Below are 17,220 nucleotides of genomic sequence, written 5' to 3' on the forward strand. Positions count from 1 at the left end.
GTTAACGAAATACTTGCTGCCCTGGGCAAACGGGAAACGTATCCGCCGGGTCGTCGGATACCGAGACCCCTCACTCACCGCATTTGCAGTGGTCGCTGCCTCTTGCACTATGTGGTCGCTCGTCATAACAAGATACCCCTTCCTCGAACACCCGGTTTCCGATACCGACAGTACTAGGTGTTTAGTGAGACGTTACTGCGGATCGACAGGGCGCGCAAGACTCCGCAATGACGTGTAGAAGCGCTGCGTTTGAGAGCCGCATCACACCGCCGCGTACGCTGTCACCTCCACGACTCCTGCCTTTAAACTGTTTTGACAATCGGCCCAAACCGCAGTACATAGTACTAGTCGTTACGTATACTGTTTGTTCGGAAAATTGCTTACTCGGAAGCAGGGAGCGTTCAAGCTGGATACCGGCATCGAGGCTCTCAGCAACCACTCGTACGGCGCGTAACAGGGAGGCTCGCGTTTCATGTTCCGGGATACCTAGCGGTTCTAGCTGCTCTACGGGCGCCTGTGGCGACGGTGAACATCCCGGACGGGATTGGCACCCAGCGCCATGCCGTGTAGTGCAGTGGACTCTGGTTGTTACAGAAGAGGATGGGGGCGGTGTCAACGATCTGCGGAACCGGCCGTCGGCCAGTCCAAATACATTCGGAGGCGATCAGTTTATGAAGGACTTCACCAATAAAGTGGCAGTAATCACCGGCGCTGGCTCAGGTATCGGCCGTAACCTGGCGTTGAGCTTGGCTGAACAGGGGGCGCAGCTGGCGCTGTCGGACATCGATACGAGCGCGCTGGCCGATACCGCTGGTCGATGCGAGAAGGTCGGAGCTAAGGCGGTGCCGTTCGAGCTCGATGTAGCCCAACGGCCGGCAGTTTACGAACACGCAAAGAATGTCGTCAGTGAATTCGGCAGAGTGAACCTTGTTTTCAACAACGCGGGTGTGGCACTCTCGGCCGACGTGGCCGACATGGATTGGGACGACTTCGAGTGGCTGATGGGCATCAACTTTTGGGGGGTGGCCCATGGCACCAAGGCATTCATGCCGCACCTGATCGCGTCCGGCGATGGCCACATCGTCAATGTGTCATCGGTTTTCGGGTTCGTCGGGATTCCGTCACAAAGCGCCTACAATGCCGCCAAATTCGCCGTCCGCGGCTTCACCGAGGCCCTACGCCAAGAACTCCGGGCCGCCAGGCATCCGGTAGGTGTGACCTGCGTTCACCCGGGCGGGGTGAAGACCAACATCGCCGGTCACGCCCGAGGGCTGCCCGACGGCTCGGACCCCGAAACGCTTAGCCGCCTTTTCCATAGGATCGCGTTCACCAGCCCCGAATCAGCCTCGAGGGCGATACTGCGTGGGGTCAAGAAGAATAAGCCGCGGGTGCTGATCGGTCCTGACGCAAGAGTTTTCGATGCCATTCCCCGAATCCTCGGCCCTCGCTACGAGGACATCATGGCGTCGTTCTATCGCACCGGGCGCTACGGTGCGGGGCGTCGACTCGCCGAACGCCTCGGCCTGCCCAGGTAGTAAGAGCCAACCCTGACGACTGGCGAAATGATTTGCTGGTGGAGCCACAACGTTGGCATACCTGCATCCTCGTTACCAAGGTCAGGAGCCTCCGGGATTTGCAGGACGATTCATCTGGAACGACAATCCTCGACCCTACGTCTGGATCAGAACCGCCGACCAAATCCTGGCAGCATCAGCTAACTACTGCTCCAAATTAGTGACTCACAACGCTAGGCGACCGCGACCAGGTGCTGGCGCTGCGGCTCGCAGCGATAACGCGACGGCTTGCCGTTGATCTTGCAGATCCGCCACACCATTCGCGCGATCGGGTTCATCAGCCCGGTGTCGTAGCACAGCATCCGCACGTCACCGAACATGTCACGCAGCGCCTTGCGCGACTCCAGGGACCCGAAGAACACCTGCTTGCGGACCTCGCGCGGGATGTCGAATTCCTGCCAGAAGGCCTTCGGCGGGACCACGATCGCCGAGCATGCCACCCGCATAATCACCGGCACGTATAACGACAGCCAAAACCGCTTACGCCGCGGTAAGTGCGGCACACGCTTACGCAGATACTCGTGAGCAAACGAGATGTGCCGAGCCTCTTCGGCCACGTGGATGGACATCACCCGCTCCATGATCGGGTGCAGTTCCTTGCCCTCACGTAACACGTTCTTCTGAGTGTGGTCGATGGGTTCCTCACCGGCGAGGATGCCGAACCAGAACGGGATCGGCAGAGGGCTAGCGACCAGCGGGATCAGCGGCGAAAGCCACTTCAGCTGCCGCCGCATCCCAGGCACGTCGGCGCCGATGTGGTTCACCATCTCCTGAAACATCATGGTGTGGTTGCACTCTTCGACCGCCTCGTGCAGGCAGTACCGGTACTCCGGGGACCCGTTCGGCACCCAGAACGCGTACCCCATCAGGCCGCGGATGAGGACCGACTCGAAGTGCAGCCCCACCTTGGCCACATTGGCCTGACGCCACATGCCGATCCTGATTTGGCGTTCCTCCGACTGCGCCTGATACCACGGGTGCCGGCCCAGCGGGTCAGTCGCCGGCAACTTCCAGCGGGGGTCGTTGTCGACTACCGCGTACTCAGGTGCGGTCCAGTCGATGTCGATGTATGGGTTGAAATTGCGTCGCACTGAGCCCTCAGACAGGACGCGCAGCACGTCGGCATACTCGGCGTCGTCCAGCACGTCCATGTTGCGGCGCCAACGCCGCACCAACCTCGTCCGAGCGATCTTCTGGGCCATCGCCAGCCTCCTACCGAAAGTTCACATCAGAAAAGCTACTGATACGGTACCGCTGGTATCGCCAACTTTTCAAAAGCCTGTCCATTTAAGGGCTTGTACCCGCCGCAACAGGTTCGGGCCGTCGCGCAGCCACGCCACCACGAGCCTATTGAAAGTCATTTTCATTACGATATCGCCCGCTCCTAGCTCGCTTGGCAGGGGCGCGGGCACCGATGTCGCCGGAGCCGAGGTTGGGGGCATCAGCGATCAGTAATTTGTACACTATCCCGCTCGTCGCGTCCTCGAGGCACGCTCCAGCCGCTGTGTTCAAGCAGTGCGGCCGAAGTGAACCATCCTATGCACCCTCGGGGTTCTGTGAGCCGGCCGGTTGGTCGGTCACGTGTTGGGAATAGTACTGGGCTTCGGCTTCGGCGCGTGGGACTCGTCCGAGGCGGTGCATGAGCCGCTGCTGGTTGTACCAGGCGACATAGTCGGCGGTGACGTGTTCGACGTCGGACAGGGTGTTCAGCGGGCCGCGGCGAAACGGGGAATCCGCGCGCCATCATCTCCTCACTGCACACTCACACCTGTTCATCTCAAGGTGCGGCCGCCCGCGGATAACGCATGGGGACAACGATTCTGATCCTCGTGCTCAACTAGCGGCAACAGTGAAGGGCCCAACAGCGGCATCCGACGCCCGGCTCGATGCACGGCCTCGTAGGACCACAGTTGTTAGACGGCGTCGACAGGCGACCACTGCATAATTTTCATCTCCTGAGGGCGAGCGCCAGGTCAGAATGGCTCGTCCGCTGAACTACCACTTGGGCCTCCCACAACTGTGGCTCTACCGACCAGGACCAACTTTCTGACGGCAACCCACGTTCACATGTGAGCGGAGGCCCCAGCCCCCCATACCCGTCTAACCCGCCCAGCATAAGGCGGCAGTCGTCTGCCGCCAGCATGCCCTACAATTCCCAGCAAAGGTCAGCACCGCAAGGACTTCGGCCCATTCTTTGGCGGCTGCGGCCGTCTTTTCGTGACGACCTTCGGGCGCAGCGTGTCCTTGAGTGCGTTACGCACGTGATTGCGACGCCAGCCGGTGATGGCGCACAACTGGTCGAGATTCCGGCCATTGCCGGCCCTGTCCGTCCCCACGTAGCGGTTACGATCGCCTCAGCACCACCTTGCGTTGACTCACCTTCAGTACCACCAGCTGGGCCTATCCAGCGCGTTATCCTTGGCTGATCAGGTGCGCCGCACGCGCGCATTCTTAGCTGACGCGACGAGCGGGTCTACCCACGCATTTGCTGAGTCCAGGCGGCGTCTTGACAAGGCGCCCGGAGCGGCACAAAACTGGTGTCATGCGCCCACACTTAGGGCCAGTGCCACCAGTTTGTGGTTGCGGATCCTGCTGGCTCCCGCGCGTGCGGTCGCCGATGAGGCTGGTGCCATTCGGCGGCTCAGATGTGCTCACTCATGGTGCTGTCGCTGTAGTCACGAGAGCTGGCAGCGGCATTGGCCGCGGCTTTGGCGTTGAGCTTGCTCGTCGGGGTGCGCGGGTGTCTGCGCCGATATCGATCCGGGACGGGCTAAGGAGACCGTTGGACTTGTCGTCCAAGCTGGTGGTCAAGGTTCGGACATTACCTGTGATGGCAGGCCGAGAGAATGGCGCCCAGGAGCTATACCGGTGGGCTTGGTGTCATCGAGTGGGTCGCGCGGTAAATAGCCACCGGGCGATTTGAAGAACCAGATCGGAGTAGGGAAATGGCGTTCGAATACAGCGATATGCTGCAAACGATTAAAGACCGACAGTGGGCGCTTGCCGACATCGATTGGGAAGCCCCAGGCGCGGAGTTGATTACCGACGAGCAACGGCCCCACCTCAAACAATTCATGTCAGATGTGGTGTGGATCGAGCATGTCGGAGCGCGTGCTTTCGAGGCGATGGCGCCTAAGGCGCCGTTCGAGGCGTTAAGAGAGATCTACCACTACTTCCACGCCGAGGAGCAGCGGCACGCTAATGCCGAACTTGCCCTCATGCATCGCTGGGGAATGCTCGAGCCAGGAGAGACACCTGTGCCGAATAAGAATATTCGGCTGGGGATCGAGTGGATCGACCACTATAGCGATGCGCTCCCGTTGACGGTGATGAGCTCTGCGATCCCGGCGTTGGAATGCGCCCTCGACGGCGCGTTGCTGAAGTTCCTTCTAGACGAGGTGGCAGACCCGTTGTGCGGCGAGGTCTTCAGTAAGGTCAATAGTGACGAATCTCGCCATCTTGCAGTGGGTTTCCAAGTTCTCAATGACCTCGGCGCCAGCCCGGTGCGGGTGCACGTGATCGAGACGGTGGGGTCCATTATTGATCCGAGAATTCTCCTCGGCTCCCTAATGTATATACCGCTGCTCACCAGGATGATGGCTAACCTCACTGCGTGGGGCCTCTCGGAGGAGAAGCTATACAACGCGGTCACACGCTACTCGAATATCGGCGATCGAAGCGAGTTCACCCGCCGAATTCCCGCTTATCACATCCTTCGGACGCACATGTCTGCGACTATCAACCGCGCTCAACCTTTCCATTTCTTTTCCCAGGGGCTAGGTACCCTTGTCGACCATTTCCCCGTCCAGGTGTTCGGCAAACTGCCCTCCTGGGCTGGGGACATGACATACGAACCGGTTTCCAAGTGACCGATCAATCGACCGTTCTGATCGTCGGTGCCGGCTGGGGGTCAGCGAACCGTTTGCCGGCTCTTCCGGAAATGGAGTGCAGGTAAACGCTGCGGCGACTTGTTGATTGGGTCGTGTCGGTGAGCTAATACGGGCGGCGGGCAGAGGATGCAGGTTCCTACACCTTTGTCGTCTGCCTTCTGGGGAGTCCTGTGTCCGAGCCTACGTCTTGTTCTGCTGCTGTTGTTGCCGACACGATCGTGCGCACGGTCGAACTTGGGGTGACGATCACCGATGCTGCTGTCGACGGCGAGGCCACGGTGGTGTTTTGCAACTTGCTCGATGATGGCCAGCGGCATTGTCCGGGCTGCCGTCGAGACGTCAACCGTGACACTGTGATCCGCAACGTGACTGATGTGCCGGTGGTCGGGCATCCACTTCGCCTGCGGGTGCCGCGCTACCGCTGTGTCGACACCGCCTGTGAGCGGGAAGTGTTCGCCCACAACACCTCTGCGCTAGCGCGGCCAGGATGGTCGACCACCCGCAGATGCGCCCGCTACATCTGTCACCGGCTGATGATCGACCACGCCACCGTCGCCGCGGTCGCCCGCGAGCTCGGCCTGTCCTGGGACACTGTCAACACCATCGCCATGGACGCCACCCAGCTGATCGTGGCCAACGACACCGGCCGACTCGACGGCGTGCGGGTCATCGGGGTTGATGAGCATCGCTGGTCACATGTGCGTCGACCCGACTCAGAGGGCTACGTCACCGTCATCATCGACCTGACTCCCGTGCTCGATGGCACCGGCCGTGCGCGGCTGCTCGACCTGGTCCCCGGACGTTCGGCAGCCGCCTTGAGCAGCTGGCTGTCTGAGCAGAGCTAAGCGTTTCGCGAACAGGTGCAGGTCGTGGCGATGGACGGGTTCGGCGGCTACAAGACCGCGGCGACAGATCAGCTGCCTGAGGCCACCGCGGTCATGGACCCCTTCCATGTCGTCGCGCTGGCCGGCGCCAAGCTCGACCTGTGCCGCCAGCGCATCCAACAACAGACATGCGGGCACCGCGGCCGCACGGGTGACCCGCTTACCTTGTGCGGGGCACGTTGCGCACCCGCTATCCGCTGCTCAATGCGCACCAAAAAGCCCGACTGGAAGCCGTTTTCACCGATGAGGCCCACCTCGCGGTCCAACTGTGCTGGAGCTTCTACCAACGCCTGATCGCCGCCTACGCCCACCCCGACCGCCGCCGCGGCAAAACCATGATGACCACGATCATCAACACCCTGCGCCATGGCGTCCCCGACGAGCTCGAGGAACTGGCCCAACTCGGCCGCACTCTATGGCGCCGCCGCAACGACATCCTGGCCTTCTTCGACCACCACGCCTCAACGGCCCCACCGAAGCGATCAACGGCCGACTGGAAGCACTGCGCCGCAACGCGCTGGGATTCAGAAACCTAACCCACTACCGATGACGCTCACTGCTGCACAGCGGAGCCCTGCACTCACTCGTCAACGCACTCTGAATTACGAAGAGCCGCTTTGGCGTGAAGAAGGACTGCGCGTACCGCAGCGGTGACGACGCAACCGCCGCGGCAGTTCCACCGCGCCGACCACGGTCGCCGATGCGGCCAACCGGGTGTGGGCGGTCGACTTCCAGTTCGATGTCACCACCGATGGGCGGCCGCTTCACCGAGGTTGAGGTCCTAACATCTCCTTCCAACCGTCGTCTCCTATTTTGGCCGAATCTTCGATGGTGTATTTGACGCCATCGGGCCCTAGGAACTCGCCGCTTTGCGGACTATAGATAGCTGCAGCACCGCTAGGAATGTAAATGCACGGGTTCGGCTGCTGACCGTTGCACTGGACGCTCCCAGAACCTGGCCGTTGCAGTGGATCGCTTCGTGGAGGAGGCGTCCCCGTCACCCGGTCGGAAGGAAGCGGATTGATGCCGGTATCGACCGACGGAGCCGGTATGACCAAGCCGGGTTTCACCGGCTGATCACAGCGCGCCGCAGGTGCGGGGCAGCTTAGAATCTGGTTCGGATCCCCGTACCAAGGATTGGTCCCCAGCGGGACATACGGCTCTTTGCTGCGGCATTCGCGCGGCGTGGCCGCGCGCTTGCCGGGAACATCGACACAGGGATAATTACGCGCGCCGCGGACCGCGTTTTGTGCCTCCATCGGAATCTTGCAGTATCGCGTGGTCAAAAGCCCGGGAGTCTCGTCCACAAAGGATCGCCATTGCGATGCCGGCAAGAACCCCGTCAGGCAAGCAGGGGTCATATTTATTGGCGTTTGGAACGAAAGAGAAAACGTATGTGGGTAAGCAGCGGTCACTGTCTCACCGAATGCGGGAATTTGCGGAAGTATGACCAGCAATTGCTCTACATTCTTGTTGTACCGCTTGAGCAGATCGGCCACAATCGCAACATTTGCTAGGGTCTGCGGCAAAGTTTCGCGAACGTCGCCGAGCACGGCTTTAATCTGATCGGCGGTCGGCGCAACCTGGCCCAGGATGCTCTTGAGCTGTTTGTCCTTTTCCGCGGCCTGCGCGTCGAGAGTATTTAAGTTGTGCGCCCACCGCTCGATGGGATCACGCGAGTTGGCCTGGCTGTCGATGATCGGTGCTGCGTTTTGGACGATATCGTTGACGTCGCTAAGGTTTGTTTTGAAATCCCCAACGATCGATTGGGTCGAGTCGACTAGCCGCTGCAGGGCTGGGCCCAGGCCGCCGACCGCTTGAGCTGTCTCATCGAGTAGTCCGGCGATCTTGTCTTTGGGCAGGACGTCCAATGTATGGTTAACGGTATCCAGGGTCGGGCCAATTCGTTTAGGCACCGTGCTGTTAGTGATGGTCTGGCCGGGCGAGAAATACTTGGCCGGATTCTGCGCGGATACTAGGTCTATGTATTGTTCGCCGACCGCCGACACCGAATGCACGTTCGCCGAGGAGTCAATTGGGATTTTGTACTGGTCGCTGATACGCAATGTGGCCCGAACTCCTTGTTCGGTCGGCTCTACCCGAGTTACCTTTCCCACGGTGATTCCGCGGTAGGTGACGTTTGCAGTGGGATAAAGCCCTCCCGACGTGGGTAAATCCACCTCCAAACTGTACTGGCCCATCCCAACGACGCTCGGCAACCTCAGATAATGCCACCCAAGAACGCTCATGGCGAGCATCGTGACGATAGTGAACACGGTTAGCTGAAGGCGAAGGCGTCGAGTCAACATGCTGCCTACTCCTCGTCACGCTCGGGGGGTTCGTCGGCGGGGTTGGGTGCGAACCTGACATCGGGAAGCATGGTGTTCGGATCGCGGCCCCACGATTGCTCAAGCGCTCGCAGTGCGCCGGAGAACCCGGTTCCGGTGAGGAGCGCATTATCGATTGCACTCAAGGTGAGGTCCAAGGTTATCGAAACATTCATTGAGTCGCCGTGTACCACCTTCGGGATGGCGTCGGCGCTGAACGGGAGGGTCAAGGCAATCTTTAGCGTCTCGACCAGATCCATCGAAGCCCGGCTGAGTTGTTTCAGGGGACGCTGCAGTTGGCGCACGTCTTTATCCAAGTCGGGACGCGCCGCCGTCAAGGTCTGATTGAGGACGTCGCTAAACCGGCCCAACGCATTGGTCGCATCGAGGAACGGCTGTCGTTGTTCAGCGAAATGCTTTGCCAATGGGGGAAACTCGGTGAGAACGTGGTCCAGGGTGTCTGATTGCTTGGCTACATAAGTCAACAGCCGGTCTGTGGAGTCGATAGCGCGAGTGATGTCATCACGTTGCTCGTTTAGTCGGGCGGTGAAGGTGTCGAGCTTCTTGAGGAAATCATGTATCTGATCGGCCCGCCCAGTCAGCATGTTACGGACTTCACTTGCGATCACTTCGACGTTAGGGATGCCGCCACCGCGCAGCACCGCGGCAAAACTGGCCAGGACCCGCTCGGTGGTGGGATAGGCGGACGCATTCTGCAGCGGGATGATGTCGCCGTTCTTCAATAGTTGCGGTGATGGGTTGGCTGGCGACGCCAGCTCCACATGCTGTGAGCCGAGCAGGCTGGTCTGCCCGATCTTCGCGGTGGCGTTCTTCGGTAGCTTGACGCCCTTTTCTAGATCCAAGGTCAACGTCGCGATCCAGTTTTTCAGGCCGATTGCGCGTACCCTGCCGACAAAAACGTCGGCGACGCGTACCCGACTATTGGCATTCAAAGCCAGCGTTTCCGGCATCTGCACATAAATCGTATAAGAGCCGGATTCGCTTCCCGGGCCACCAGGCAGTGGCACATTAGCGATACCTCGCCAGCTAGCACACGAGGTAAGTACTGTAGCGGCCGCAAATAGCGCCACGAACCGTGACATTCCCGCCCGCATGCTCACTGGCCGGATCCTGTCGCGACTGATGCTGCGTCAGCGGCGGGTGGCGGGCCCGGCGGCGGTGGACCCATATTGGAATAGGCGTTGGGCGGCCCCGGCGGCGTCTGAAACCTTGATGGCGGCGGTGTCGTGTCCGGGCCTCCCATCAGCTCAGCGAGCGAGTCCGGTGTCAGCAAGCTTTCGGTAGCCGGTCCCACTGTGAGGCCTTGCTCACCGGGCGCTACGACCCAGCCGGGCTCGTGGTTACCATGTGACAACGGCGAGTCCGGCGCCCAAATCCCGGGGACCGTGGTGTCCTTGAACCCCGGCGGAGGCTGTAACCGAGGCTCGGAATATGCGATATGTTTGGGCAGTACAGCAGGAGTTTGGTACAGGTTGATGCCAGCCGGGGGTCCATTGAACTTGATCGCATCCAAAACCGGCGTCAAGTATTGTGCGCACAGTTCGGCAGACTCTTGGTATCCCATACGGCTGCCGGCCTGCATCGCGCTGCAGATGAACTGCAATGGGTTGGCAAAGTTTGGCAGGGCTATTGCACCTGTCAGCGCGCCGTGCGCCGGCTCATAGATTGCGAGGGCGTTGGCGGCAAAATGGGGGAAGACATGCAGCGCCGTTTCAAGCGCATTCAGCGGCTCGGGTTGAACCAGCGCGGTGGTCACATCGGCGAGGGTGTTGATGTCGTGGGTTAGCCCATCACGATTGTCCGCTAGAAGCTTTCGCAATGCGGGAAGCATATCGTCTACCTGTTGCAGTGCCTTCGCAAGCCCGGGATCTGAGCTGGTAAGTGAACTGGTAAATACGGCGAGGTCCTTATTCAAAGCGACGAAATTCCGATCATCTTTATATAGCGCGTTGACGAATAAGGCCATGCTGCGCAGCACGGCAAAGAAATCGGCACGCCCGTCATTTAGCGCGGTCAACGCTTGCGAAAGCCCGGTCAAAGTACTGTTGATCTCTTTGCCTTTGCCGGCCAAGCCGTCCGCGAAAGATTCGATGACTTCGCCGAAAGGCCCCTTGGGCTGCTCGGGCGTAGGTCCCAGCTTCGAGATAATGTCCGTGATACCATTGCGCAACTGATCCCATTCCACCGGCACCTGTGTTCGTTCGATGGGGATCACCGCATGATTTCCTAGCGATGGGCCGCCTTCATAGGGCGGTTCCAGCTGAATGACGCGCGAGGCGACCAGCGCGGGATTGAGGATCACCGCAGAGGCGTCAGCGGGCACTTTGTATTTTTTCTCGTAGTGGAAAGTCACCTTCATCTTGTCACCCGACGGCTCGACCTTGTCGATCGCGCCCACTCGCACACCCATTATCTGGACCTTGTCCCCGACATAAAGCGCGTTTGCCTCCGGGAAATACGCAACCACCGTGTTATTGGTCATTTTTTCGTAGAAATCCCGAGCAGCCAGCGTCGTAATAGACGCCAGCAGTATCACCAAGGACCCAACGATGATTGCAGTTCGCGAAAACTTCGGGAGTTGAATTTTGCGTATATCGAAAACAGTACTCAATTCTGGCTGCCTCCCGTCGCAGCGCCGCTGCCTCCTGTTCCGCCCGGGGTGATGAATGGGCCCGGCAGCTGCGGGCCCGGGCCCGGCGGGAATGGTGGTCCCGGGGGGAGTCCTGGCGCGAAGGTCGACGGCGGTGATGTCGGGCCGGCCGGCGCCAGGTTCTCGGTACGCGCGCCTGGTGGAGCTTTTACGGGAAGCCGCACCGGAGTGCCTGGCACATTCGGCGGGGGCTCGTCAGGTCGTCCGGCAATCGGGATACCGGGTGTTGGTGGCAGCCCATTAGGGTCGGGAGGTGACGTTTGGACGTCAAACGGCGCGATCGTCGACGGGCCACCGAAAGGGCCGGCGCCCAAACCCATGCAGGGAAGCGGGTTCCATGGCCGCGGCAAACCGTCCTCTGCGGGGGTGTAAGCGCACGACGCGCCTGGCGGAACCGCCGGTCCTGGATGGTCCGGGGTGCCCTCCCTTACCGGCGGAGCTGGCGGTGGCGCGCCATTGGGAAACCGGGTGCCGTTAGGATCGGGGAACTGGTAGGCGGGCAAACCAGCGCTGCGCCAGAATTGTTCAGGGTCGATCCCACGTTTCTTGAACGCCGCGTCGACCCAAGGCTGAGTCATCCAAAAAGGTGCAAGATTCAGCAGAGCCACCTTAAAGTAGGGACCCGACGCTACCGACTCCGCCAAAGCCGACGCATAATAGCTTACGTTAGGCGCCCACTCGACGAGATCTTTTTTGTGTTTGAGTAGCAGATCGCTAATCGTCCTCAATTGCTCGACAACGTTATGCAGATTCGGGTTGTCATCGATCAAACCCTTCAACTGGGCGGAAACGGCGGCGATATTGCCCAGCAAGCCGTCGATGGCACTCTTGCGCTCGTTGAACGCCGCCAGAACGATCTGCGTGTTAACCAAAATCCGATCGATTTGCTTGCTGCGATCACCGAGTATGCTTGCCACCTTCCTAGCGTCAGCAAGCAGCCGTTGGATTTGCTCGTCGCGTTTCCCTAGCGTGTCAGAGAACTTGGCCACACCATCCAGTGCTGCACTCAGATGCGGGTAAGTCTGCTCAACTGTCTGCGACAGCACATTCAGGGAGCGTTTGACTGTATTGATGTCCCAGCCGGTAGCCGCCTTCGTGACGTCGAAGAACGCGTCGTAGATCTGGTACGGGCTGGTGGTTTGCCCAAGCGGGAGTGTCGCATTTGGTTGGAGCACGCGGGAGCCTTGGGGATCGATCTCGAGCACTTTCTTCCCCAGGATGGTATCGGTACGGATCGCAAGACGGCTTTTAGATCCGATTGTATTGGAGCCGATGGAAAACTTCATGACTACATGGTTGCCATTGATCGTAAATCCCTGCACTTCGCCGACATTTACCCCAGCGATGCGAACTTTATCGCCCTTGTTCAGCCCGCCTGTGTCTTTGAACTCTCCGTAATAGGTTGCCTGGGCAAACAACATCGGAATGCTGGTGAAGCTTTGCCCTACTCCGGTCACCACCGCTGCAACGATGATTCCCATCGCCCCCATCCGATACGGATTGATTGCTTGAAGGGTTCTCACTTCGGAGTGCACCTCCCCGTCGGCTGACTCCAAAGCTTCACGGTACGGACGGGCCCGCCAGGCTGCAGGCCATCAACCTTCAGCGTGACGTCGCACGCGTAGAAATTGAAGAAGTCGCCATAAAGCCCCCCGATACCCGCGACACGCTTCGCAGATTGTGGGGCGTCCCGTAACACCCCGTCGACGTAGTCGAGCCGGTCAATTAGCGGTTGGAGGGTATTCTGCACATAGCCAACGGCCTTCTGCAGCAGTGGCCGATTGTCTGACAACAGATCCGCCAGCGTGCCGGCCACATTACCGATGTGCGCGACATTGGCCGCGAGCGGATCGGCTTGATTGCTCAACCCGGTGATCAACTTATCGACGTTGTCGATCGTTTGGTCGAATTCCTTGCGATGCTTGACCGTGGTCTCTAGCACGACGTTAAGGTTTGAGATGACTTCACCGATTGCCTGGTCACGTCCAGCGATCTGCGCGGTTAGTTGCGCCGTCTGGTCCAAGATATCGTTGATCGTGCCACCTTGGCCCTGAAACACAGTGACGATCGCGGTCGCAATCGTATTGACTTTGTCGGGATCGAGCGCGCGAAACACCGGCTTGAAACCACCGATCAGTGCATCTAAATCCAGGGCTGGCTCCGTACGTGACAGCGGGATAAACCCACCCGGCGGCAACACCCGATCCATCCCTTCACCGTCGCCGCGCTTAAGTTCTACGTAGCGCTGCCCAAGTAGGTCGGCATAGCGAATGGACGCGGTCGTCGACTGATAAAGCGGCACCGAACGGTCTACTTCGAAGTCCACACGCACCCGATGACCGCCCTCCGTGATCCGTACGCTGCTTACTTTGCCGATCTCCACCCCGGAGGCACGGACAAACTGGCCGGCGCGCAAGCCGCTCGCAGTACTGAATTCGGCCGTGTAGCTGGAGGTCTTGTTAAAGCGCAACTGGGCGAACACCACGACAATGATGACCGTCACGGCAATTAAAGTTAATACGGCAGTACTAAACTTCACTGCCGTAGCGGTGATTTTTTTCATGGGTTGATCGTGTTCTCCCCCCACTGGCGGCCCCACACGTATTCATTGGCCTGCGGTTGCGGGATTCCAAAGTGGGTGTATGGCGCGATGCTGGAACCGCTATCCGTTACCAAGTACGGAGCAGGCCACAGATCGCGGGTAATGGTCTTCCAGCATCCCGGTTTCCCGCCCGGTCCGCCGTGAGCATTCACTCGCGGCAAGTTGTCAGGATAGACGTACGCATTTGTTCCTCCCAAGATCGTGCCTGTTAACCTTACCGAGTAACCGTTGCCGCTCTCCCCATCCGTCACTTTCGGTAGCACATTAGCGCCATGGTGAAAAAGGCAGTAAAGCTCCGGACTGTAGGTGTCAAGCAGTTGAGTCACCGGCACCAGGTCGCTGACCGCATGCTGCAGGTCCGATCTGCTCTGGTCAATGATGTCGGCACCGGTGTTTCCAACCCCCACCGCGGCCAAGAGTGCGGCGTCCAGATCCTTCTTTTGCTGGTTGAAGGTACGCGCCGTGGTGACTGCGTTATCGAGGGCGCTCCAAAGATCCGGCGAGGCATCCCCGTAGATATCGGCTAAATCCGCCAACCGTTGAATATCATGGCGGATTTGAGGCATCTGCGGGTTGATGTCATCGAGTATGGTGTTTCCATTGATGATCGAAGCCCCGAATTTATCGCCTTGCCCATTTAACGCTGCAGCCACCGCCGAAAGCGTTAAGTTCACCTTGACCGGATCCACCTTCTCTGAAATCTGCATGACCGTCTCGAACAACGTGTTAAACTCCGTTGTTTCCGACCTCACCACAATTATGTCAGCCGGTGTAACCTTCCGGGCCACAGGTTGTTTGGGCGAACTCAACGACACGTACTTGTTGCCAAACACCGTGGTGGCTGTAATTTCGGCATTTACGTTTAGCGCGATCAGCCCGGCGTATTTTGGCGCAATTTCCAGCAGCAGCTTGGCCGCCGGCTTTCCGTCACGCTCCACCTCGCTGATGCTGCCCACCCGGCCGATCTCCACCCCGTTGTAAGTGACTTTCGCCCCCCGATCCAAGACCAAACCCGACCGGCTAGCCAATGCTGTTAAGGTTATCTTGGGTGTGAAGCCACCCCGGAACTGGACCCAGACGACGATCAGCACGACCGCGGTGATGAGCCACAAAGCCAGCCCCGCTAACTTTCGGACCGAAATAAGTCGCCGTAGCCGCTTGCTTGTGGTTGCCATAATAATTTACACCGTGAGATTGAAGTTGGGGTTGACGCCGTAAATCGCTAACGAAGCCATTAGCACGACCATTACGATGGCGATTAGCGATGCGCGCATCGATCTCCCGACTGCCACGCCGACTCCAACCGGACCGCCGCTGGCGTTGTATCCGTAGTAGCAGTGGTTCAACATCACGACTGCCGAAATGGCGACCGTCTCCGCAAGAGAGTACCAGAAGTCGTTAACCCTCAGGAAAGTGTTGAAGTAATGGTCATACGTTCCGATTGATTGCGCATAGAACAAAGTTGTCACCAGCTGGGCGGAAAAGAACGAGAGGAGGACCGCGACCGAATATAGTGGGATAGTGACGATGAAGGCGCCAATAACTCGGGTAGATACCAAATACGAAACTGATTTGATTCCCATCACCTCAAGCGCATCAATCTCCTCGCTGATCCGCATGGCGCCCAATTGCGCTGTAGCACCGGCCCCGACGGTCGCGGCTAAAGCAGTGCCAGTTACGATTGGCGCCACCACACGCACATTCGCTAGCGCGGCGAAGAAACCGGTGAACGCCTCAACGCCGATATTGCCTAGCGAGGCGAACCCTTGAATCGCAATCAGCGAACCGGCCGATAGCGTCACAAAGCCGATGATCGCCACCGTGCCGCCGACGGCGGCCATTGCGCCAGTGCCCATGCCGATCTCGGCGATCAGGCGCAAGACTTCCTTTCGGTAATTCTTTAGGGTAAACCCGAGATAACGGAGCACTTCGCCGACGAACAGCGCGACATCACCAGAGGCGTCGAGCGCACGGCCAGGAGCGCCGACCCATCCGGCGCCTAGCTTCCAAGCGCGTGGGAAACGTGATTGCACGACCGTCGGGGAAGCCAATCTCAACGCCCCGTTCCGAACCGCACACCAATGGTAGTCAGCACCACGTTGACCGCAAATAATGCGACCACCGCAAGAACCAACGTTTCGTTGACTGCTGTGCCCACCCCTTTGGCTCCCCCGCCGGCTGTCAACCCGCGGTAGCAACCCACCAGCCCGGCAATAAGCCCGAATAAGGTGGCCTTCACAATCGAGATCAGCACCTCGGGCAATCCAGTAATCAAGGTTAGGGTCGAAACGTATGCGCCGGCCGAAACATTCTGGATATACACACCGAACAAGAACCCGCCGACCAGCCCGATACTGATCACCGCGCCATTGAGCAGCAGGGCTACAATGGTCGATGCAACCACCCTGGGAACTACCAGTCGATGAATCGGGTCGATGCCCAACACCTCCATCGCATCGATCTCCTCGCGAATAGTCCTAGCGCCCAAATCCGCACAAATCGCAGTAGAACCTGCGCCAGCGACCACGAGCACCGTCACAAGGGGGCCCAGTTGAGTGACGGCGCCGAGCGCAGCCCCAGCGCCGGAGACGTCGGCGGCCCCAAATTCGGCCAATAAGATATTCAGCGTAAAGATGATTAGCACGGTGAGCGGAATTGCGACCATAACGGTTGGCAGGAACGACACACCGAGTAGAAACCAACCCTGTAGGATGAATTCGCGCCATTGGAACGGACGTGCAAGCGCCTTGCCGGTTAGCACACACATCTGAGTGAAGCTGGCCACCTGCCCTAGCGGTTTCCGCAGTTGTTCACGAAGGTATACCGACAAACCGTTGGATGCCGTCACCGATGCCCCTCGACAACAGCACCACGTGCGTCGCGCTGCAGCAGCCGATCAACGTACAGCGCGACCGCCGAAACCGTGACCAGCAGACCATACTGGGTGGTAGCGCTCAACCCATCGCTCGCGCCAGAGATGTCCGTTGTGCCGACGTTGCACAACAACACGTTGAGCGTGAAGATGCTTAGCGCCGCCAGGGACGAAGAAGCTGCGATGGTTGGCAGGGTCGACATCTGCATCAAAAACCGCAACTTGGACGATGAACTCAAACCATTGGAACGGCCTCTCAGCACGGCCTTTTGCCGAATTGAAATGGCATCTGCGAAAACACGCCGCCAGCTCCCAACGCTGGAAAAGGTCTGATCCCGGACGTCTTCGACGAGAATGACTCTGGCCGTGATCACCGGGTCATCCATAGGTCGCGAACCCA

General features: G+C 59.3%; 11 protein-coding genes and 5 pseudogenes. 5 read left to right on the plus strand and 11 right to left on the minus strand.

The window, feature by feature from the left end; all coding sequences use genetic code 11:
* Positions 1-671 precede the first annotated feature (671 nt).
* Positions 672-1,535 carry an SDR family oxidoreductase gene (locus tag JF781_RS25595; RefSeq protein WP_007172270.1) on the plus strand — a complete coding sequence of 288 codons (864 nt, stop codon included), beginning with the start codon at positions 672-674 and terminating at the stop codon, positions 1,533-1,535.
* A 212-nt stretch (positions 1,536-1,747) separates the two neighbouring features.
* Here JF781_RS25595 and JF781_RS25600 read toward each other — a convergent pair whose 3' ends face one another.
* Together JF781_RS25600 and JF781_RS25605 are read right to left on the minus strand one after the other, a co-directional pair.
* Entirely contained in the window at positions 1,748-2,764 is a 1,017-nt protein-coding gene (locus JF781_RS25600; RefSeq protein ID WP_033721575.1) for a diiron oxygenase, read from the minus strand.
* Between the two features lie 346 nt (positions 2,765-3,110).
* Positions 3,111-3,314: pseudogene (locus JF781_RS25605) on the minus strand (IS3 family transposase); the annotation flags it as partial.
* Positions 3,315-4,191: 877 nt separating this feature from the next.
* Between JF781_RS25605 and JF781_RS28640 the strand changes: the two are divergent.
* The 4 genes and pseudogenes from JF781_RS28640 to JF781_RS25620 form a co-directional block, all read left to right on the plus strand.
* Positions 4,192-4,406 (plus strand): annotated as a pseudogene (locus JF781_RS28640) (short-chain dehydrogenase); the annotation flags it as partial.
* A 113-nt stretch (positions 4,407-4,519) separates the two neighbouring features.
* Positions 4,520-5,443: a hypothetical protein gene (locus JF781_RS25610; RefSeq protein WP_007172267.1), complete on the plus strand. Its 924-nt coding sequence runs from the start codon at positions 4,520-4,522 to the stop codon at positions 5,441-5,443.
* Positions 5,444-5,679: 236 nt separating this feature from the next.
* Positions 5,680-6,898: pseudogene (locus JF781_RS25615) on the plus strand (ISL3 family transposase).
* Between the two features lie 65 nt (positions 6,899-6,963).
* Positions 6,964-7,113, plus strand: a pseudogene (locus tag JF781_RS25620) (IS3 family transposase); the annotation flags it as partial.
* Here JF781_RS25620 and JF781_RS25625 read toward each other — a convergent pair.
* The 9 genes and pseudogenes from JF781_RS25625 to JF781_RS25665 form a co-directional block, all read right to left on the minus strand.
* Complete coding sequence (locus JF781_RS25625; RefSeq protein WP_007172264.1) at positions 7,113-8,657, minus strand: MCE family protein; 1,545 nt, start codon at positions 8,655-8,657, stop codon at positions 7,113-7,115. The pseudogene JF781_RS25620 and the gene JF781_RS25625 sit on opposite strands and share 1 nt — an antisense overlap.
* 5 nt (positions 8,658-8,662) lie before the next feature.
* Positions 8,663-9,790, minus strand: coding sequence for a virulence factor Mce family protein (locus JF781_RS25630; RefSeq protein ID WP_033721559.1), 1,128 nt, complete (start codon positions 9,788-9,790; stop codon positions 8,663-8,665).
* A 2-nt stretch (positions 9,791-9,792) separates the two neighbouring features.
* Positions 9,793-11,307: a virulence factor Mce family protein gene (locus tag JF781_RS25635; protein WP_007172262.1), complete on the minus strand. Its 1,515-nt coding sequence runs from the start codon at positions 11,305-11,307 to the stop codon at positions 9,793-9,795.
* Positions 11,304-12,869, minus strand: coding sequence for a virulence factor Mce family protein (locus JF781_RS25640; RefSeq protein ID WP_007172261.1), 1,566 nt, complete (start codon positions 12,867-12,869; stop codon positions 11,304-11,306). The genes JF781_RS25635 and JF781_RS25640 overlap by 4 nt, the downstream gene beginning before the upstream one ends.
* Positions 12,866-13,909, minus strand: coding sequence for an MCE family protein (locus JF781_RS25645; RefSeq protein ID WP_007172260.1), 1,044 nt, complete (start codon positions 13,907-13,909; stop codon positions 12,866-12,868). Before JF781_RS25645 ends, JF781_RS25640 begins: the two co-directional genes overlap by 4 nt.
* The gene (locus JF781_RS25650) at positions 13,906-15,123 is read right to left on the minus strand and encodes an MCE family protein (protein ID WP_007172259.1); all 1,218 of its coding nucleotides are present in this window, start codon (positions 15,121-15,123) and stop codon (positions 13,906-13,908) included. The genes JF781_RS25645 and JF781_RS25650 overlap by 4 nt, the downstream gene beginning before the upstream one ends.
* Positions 15,124-15,129: 6 nt before the next feature.
* Positions 15,130-15,891, minus strand: a complete 762-nt coding sequence (locus JF781_RS25655) for an ABC transporter permease (protein WP_371869965.1) — start codon at positions 15,889-15,891, stop codon at positions 15,130-15,132.
* 110 nt (positions 15,892-16,001) lie between these two features.
* Positions 16,002-16,715, minus strand: a complete 714-nt coding sequence (locus JF781_RS25660; protein WP_085981747.1) for an ABC transporter permease — start codon at positions 16,713-16,715, stop codon at positions 16,002-16,004.
* A 77-nt stretch (positions 16,716-16,792) separates the two neighbouring features.
* Positions 16,793-17,220, minus strand: a pseudogene (locus JF781_RS25665) (hypothetical protein); the annotation flags it as partial.

The organism is Mycobacterium sp. WUMAC-067 (assembly GCF_020217485.1).
Lineage (GTDB): Bacteria > Actinomycetota > Actinomycetes > Mycobacteriales > Mycobacteriaceae > Mycobacterium.